Annotated in this window: 4 protein-coding genes; 3 read left to right on the top strand and 1 reads right to left on the bottom strand. The window is 58.2% G+C overall.

The genetic code is table 11. The annotated features are described in order from the left end of the window. Positions 1-313 precede the first annotated feature (313 nt). Complete coding sequence (locus ENN40_08830; protein ID HDP95446.1) at positions 314-733, bottom strand: hypothetical protein; 420 nt, start codon at positions 731-733, stop codon at positions 314-316. A 391-nt stretch (positions 734-1124) separates the two neighbouring features. Between ENN40_08830 and ENN40_08825 the strand changes: the two genes are divergently transcribed. The 3 genes from ENN40_08825 to hisB all read left to right on the top strand — a co-directional run. Continuing rightward, positions 1125-1985, top strand: a complete 861-nt coding sequence (locus ENN40_08825; GenBank protein ID HDP95445.1) for an ATP phosphoribosyltransferase — start codon at positions 1125-1127, stop codon at positions 1983-1985. Then, positions 1985-4369 carry a histidinol dehydrogenase gene (hisD, locus tag ENN40_08820; GenBank protein HDP95444.1) on the top strand — a complete coding sequence of 795 codons (2385 nt, stop codon included), beginning with the start codon at positions 1985-1987 and terminating at the stop codon, positions 4367-4369. Before ENN40_08825 ends, hisD begins: the two co-directional genes overlap by 1 nt. Continuing rightward, positions 4363-4924: histidinol-phosphatase (hisB, locus tag ENN40_08815; GenBank protein ID HDP95443.1), on the top strand; the 562-nt coding region annotated here is incomplete at its 3' end. The genes hisD and hisB, both read left to right, overlap by 7 nt.

Below are 4924 nucleotides of genomic sequence, written 5' to 3'. Positions count from 1 at the left end.
GCCGCGAACCGCCTGCTTACGCAATACTCCCACCAGTTCGCCGATGCACTGGTCAACCGCTACTGGGACCTGGGCGATCATTTGTGGAACTTTTACGCCCGCGGTTTCTAGCAGGAAAAGTTGAAGAGTTGAAGAGTTGAAGAGGAAAGAAGTTCCAAAAGTAGGGGCGGTTCGCGAACCGCCCGTACGCCTGCCACCTTGGTCACTTTCGACTGCGATCTCCTCCTCTGGCCAATCGCCACTTGCCTCTTGCCAGGGTCCTCCTACCTCCTGATACCTGTCACCTGATACCTGTCACCTTCTTTTCAACTTTTCACTTCTTTATCGCCCACCAGGAGCCGGAGAATGTTACCGCTTCTTCGGAGTCCCCAGCCAGAGAAGACCCCTCGTATTGGCCCTGCATCGTCTTGTGTCCGGTGATGATGCCGCTATAGTAGCGGTTGTACCAATAAGGCCCACGGCCGGACACAATCTCCATGGTGATCAATTTTCCCCGCACCCGGTAGGTGCCGGATAAAAACGAAACATCCGTGCTGATGTCCCCCTCTTCAGAAGTTCCCGAAAATGTCCAGATCATGCCCCTGTCCGGGTCGTATTCCTGCCCACTGTCACTGACCACCTGGATGATTTTCCAATCGCCCGTGATCTCAAATATTTCCGATTCACGAGCGCACATGCACAGAATTACGAGTACACACACCCCCAACCCCATGATTCGCGGTGCTGATCTCATTGCATACCCTCCGCCGAGGCTCCCCGGTATGGAAAATTCCGCCCCTGCGCCAAAAGCCCTGATGTTGAAATAATAGAATCATCCGGCCCGTTTTTCTCAAAATGATCGGTGCAAGATAAAATTGAAAAGCCGGGATCGGTCAAGAGGGGCCCTGTCAAGAGGGACCCTTGACATGCGAGGCGAAGTAGTGTACATTCCGCTTCTATGCAGAGTAACAACGGGATTCTTCGTGCCGCCGGGCTGATGGCGGGATCCCTGTGCCTGCACCATTATCACCTCCACCACGCGCTCCCCGCGAGCGTGTGAACTTAGACTGACCCACCCCTTTACCCCTTGCCGGAGAAATCCACCCCTTTATCTCCGGCAGGGTTCATTCCTCATGGAGGTGACCATGAATCCCATTCTGAAACTGGCGATCCAACGCAAAGGTCGCTTGAGCGAAGGTTCCCTGGGCCTGCTCAGGGACTGCGGTATCACCTTTTCGCGCAGCAACGGCAAACTCAAAGTAAGCTGTGACAACTTTCCCCTGCAACTCATGTTCCTGCGCGACGATGACATTCCCGCCATTGTGGCGGATGCGGTCGCGGACCTGGGCATTGTGGGGCGCAACCTGCTGGCGGAGACGCGGGACGATGTGCAATCCGTGCGCGACCTGGGGTTCGCCCGCTGCCGCCTGGCGCTGGCGGTAGAGAAAACACGTCCCTGGACCGGACTCAAGGATCTGGAGGGCAAGTGCATCGCTACTTCTCACCCCCGCATTCTTACGGATTTTTTTGAACGCCGGGGCATCAGTGCCCGCATCCGCCGTATCGCTGGGTCGGTTGAGATTGCGCCCGCCATCGGCGTGGCCGACGCTGTCTGTGACTTGGTCAGCTCCGGCAGCACCCTACTGAGCAACGGCCTGCGCGAAGTGGAAACCGTTTTTGAATCCACGGCCCAATTGGTGGCGACTCCACATCTTCCTGATGACAAGGCGGTTTTGCTCAAGCGCCTCTTGCTGCGCATCCAAGCGGTACTGCGGGCGCGCACGCACAAATATATTCTGCTCAACGCTCCGGAAAAGTCGCTGTCCTCCATCTGCCGTTTGCTTCCCGGCATGAAGAGCCCCACGGTCAGTCGCCTGAATCAGCCGGGCTGGGTGTCCGTACAATCCGTGGTGGCGGAAGAAGAGTTCTGGGAAATGGTGGATCGCCTGCATGAATTGGGCGCGGAAGGCATCCTGGTCTTGGGATTGGAAAAGATGGTGTTTTAATGAAAAAGCCAAAGCCAAAGATCCGCTTGCTTCTCCAGCCCACGGAAAAAGAGATTCGCAGTTTGACTGAGCGCAGGTCCGCAATAGATCCGCAAGTCGCAGAGACCACCGCGCGAATCCTGGATGATATCCGCAAGGGCGGTGATTCCGCGTTGAGAGAATACAGCCGTCGCTATGATGCCTGTGTTCCCCATTCTTTTCGGGTGCCGGCAAGCGATGTCCGCGTTGCGGGTGAGTGCCTGGGCCGCGAATTGAAGGCGGCCATCGAAACGGCGCTTTGCAATATACGCCGCTTCCATGATTATCATCGTGAAAAGGAAGAGGGCCGCATCCAGACCCAGTCCGGGGTGGAATGTTTTCAACGCCTGGTTCCCATTGAGAAGGTGGGACTGTATGTACCCGGGGGACGGCACCCGCTGTTTTCGTCCCTGTTGATGCTGGGGGTTCCCGCGGTCCTGGCGGGATGCCGTGAAGTGGTAGTGTGTACCCCGCCCGACCACAACGGCCGGGTCCACCCAACCATTATTTACTGCGCCGGGCTGTTGGGAATTCGCCGCGTGTTTTGTGTGGGTGGAGCGCAGGCGATTGCCGCCATGGCGTACGGGACGGAAAGCATTCCCCGGGTCGACAAGATCTTCGGCCCGGGCAACGACTACGTGACCGCGGCCAAGATGCAGGCCGCCGGGGACGGGGTCGCCGTGGACATGCCGGCCGGACCCTCGGAATTGCTGGTGGTGGCGGACCATTCCGCGCGTGCTGATTTTGTGGTGGCGGACCTGTTGGGGCAATTGGAACACGGCGCGTCCAGCCGGGCGGTACTGGTGTCTCTGGACCGGCAACTGGCGCAGGCGGTATGCGGTGAACTCAGTACCCGTTTGGAAGCGGGGGAATTTTCAACGGTGGTAGAGAAAAACCTGGAAAGCGTGGTTGTAATGGTGGCAGCGGACCGGAACCAGGCGGTAACCATTCTCAACGCTTATGCCCCGGAACACCTCACCTTGGCGGTGGAGGATCCCCAAGCGTGGGTAGGAATGATTCATAATGCGGGCAGCGTGTTCCTGGGCCACTGGGCGGCTGAAGCGGTGGGCGATTACGCCTCGGGCACCAACCACACCCTGCCCACCGGGGGACATGCCCGCGCCTGGTCGGGGATCACGGTGCGTTCGTTTCAGAAAAGCATCTCGTTTCAACACTTGTCTGCCGACGGTCTGCTGGGTGTAGCCAGAACGGTTGAGGTTATGGCCTTGGCTGAAGGTTTGCCGCTGCACGCCGCATCGGTTTCGCTGCGTCGCGCGGCCGCCCGGGCCGAACCGCGCGCAAAAATGAATCCCCTGGACCTGCTCAGTTGCCGTGCCCGCAGTCTGCAGCCCTATGTATCCACGCGTGACAAATCCCGCGCCAGAGAGATGGTGTGGCTCGACGCCAATGAACTTCCGGTTTCATTTTCCGATAACGCGGGAGTGAACCGTTACCCCGACCCGAAACAGCGACACCTGACCCAACGCATTGCCGGCATGTACGGATGGGAGCCGGAGCGCATGCTGTTGGGAAACGGCAGCGACGAGTTGATCGATATCCTGATACGTGGATGCTGCGATTCCCGCGGCGATCGCATTCTGGTTTGCCCACCCACGTACGGCATGTACGAAGTATGCGCCCGGGGCAACGGGGTGGATGTCATCGAGGTCCCGCTGTGGCCGGACTTCAGCCTGGATGCGCAAGGCGTGATCCGCCATGCCCGGAGAGAAAACGCACGCCTGATCTTTCTGACTTCACCCAACAATCCCACCGGCAATCTGCTGGACAAAGCATCAATACTGGACGTGGTGCGCAACTGCCAAGCCGCGGTGGTCGTGGATGAAGCCTACCTCGATTTCGCAAAAGATCCCGGCCTGGCCAAAGAAACGGAGTATTTCCCCAACCTTTTTGTGTTGCGCACATTTTCCAAGTCCTGGGGCGCCGCCGGGGTTCGGGTGGGCATGCTGCTGGGGAATGTCGAAGTGCTGGCGGTTCTGCGCAATCTCCAGGCTCCCTACAACATCAGTACTCCCAACAGTGAAACGCTGGCGCGTATTCTGGATTCGACAAAAAAACGTACGCGGGTATTACGCGAACTGGTATCCGAGCGGGAATTCCTCTCCAACACATTGCCGCTACTGGATTGTGTGGATGAGGTGTTTCCTTCTCAGGCCAATTTTCTTCTGGTCCGCTTTCTTGACGGCGCTGGTGTTCTGCGCTTTCTGGAAACAAACGGAGTGCGGGTACGGGACCGCTCCGACCAGCCCGGGTGCGGCAATTGCCTGCGCATCAGCGTGGGAACGACCAAGGAAAACCGCTTCTTGATGGAATGTCTGCAAGCATATAACGGAGGCTTGAAATGCTGAAAAAACGATTGTTGTTCCTGGACCGGGACGGTACCCTGATCCGCGAACCCGAGGATGATCCGCAGGTGGATTCCCTGGAAAAACTGGAGTTGTTGCCCAAAGTGGTGGTCAGCCTGAACCGCGTGGCAAGCACGGGTATGTTTCACCTGGTGATGGTCAGCAACCAGGATGGCCTTGGAACGCGATCTTTCCCGATGGCGTCTTTCCAGGCGTCCCAGGAAAAACTGTTGACATTACTGGCCAACGAAGGCATCCGCTTTGCCGCCGTGCACATCGATCCCACATGGCCGCAAGACAACGCGCCCACACGCAAACCGGGTACGGGAATGTTGAACGAGTATCTGAATGGGGATTACGATCTGGAGCACTCGTACGTGGTGGGGGACCGTTTGTCCGACGTGGAACTGGCGCGTAACCTGGGTTGCCGCGCGGTCTGGTACCGCGAGGACACGCTCGGGAATCGGGATCCCCTGGTTGCCGCGGGTTTGGAACGCTGGTGTGACCTGGTTTCAGGTGACTGGGCGGTGGTGGCGGACTTCCTGCTGGGCATCAGGG

Source organism: Candidatus Aminicenantes bacterium, from assembly GCA_011049425.1.
Classification (GTDB): Bacteria; Acidobacteriota; Aminicenantia; order UBA2199; family UBA2199; genus UBA876.
Note: the sequence above shows the minus strand (reverse complement) of the source record. Positions and strands in the feature narration are given on the sequence as shown.

Coding starts and splice junctions, on each gene's coding strand:
- ENN40_08830 (HDP95446.1), bottom strand. CDS start 733: ATGAGATCAGCACCGCGAATCATGGGGTTGGGGGTGTGTGTACTCGTA.
- ENN40_08825 (HDP95445.1), top strand. CDS start 1,125: ATGAATCCCATTCTGAAACTGGCGATCCAACGCAAAGGTCGCTTGAGC.
- hisD (HDP95444.1), top strand. CDS start 1,985: ATGAAAAAGCCAAAGCCAAAGATCCGCTTGCTTCTCCAGCCCACGGAA.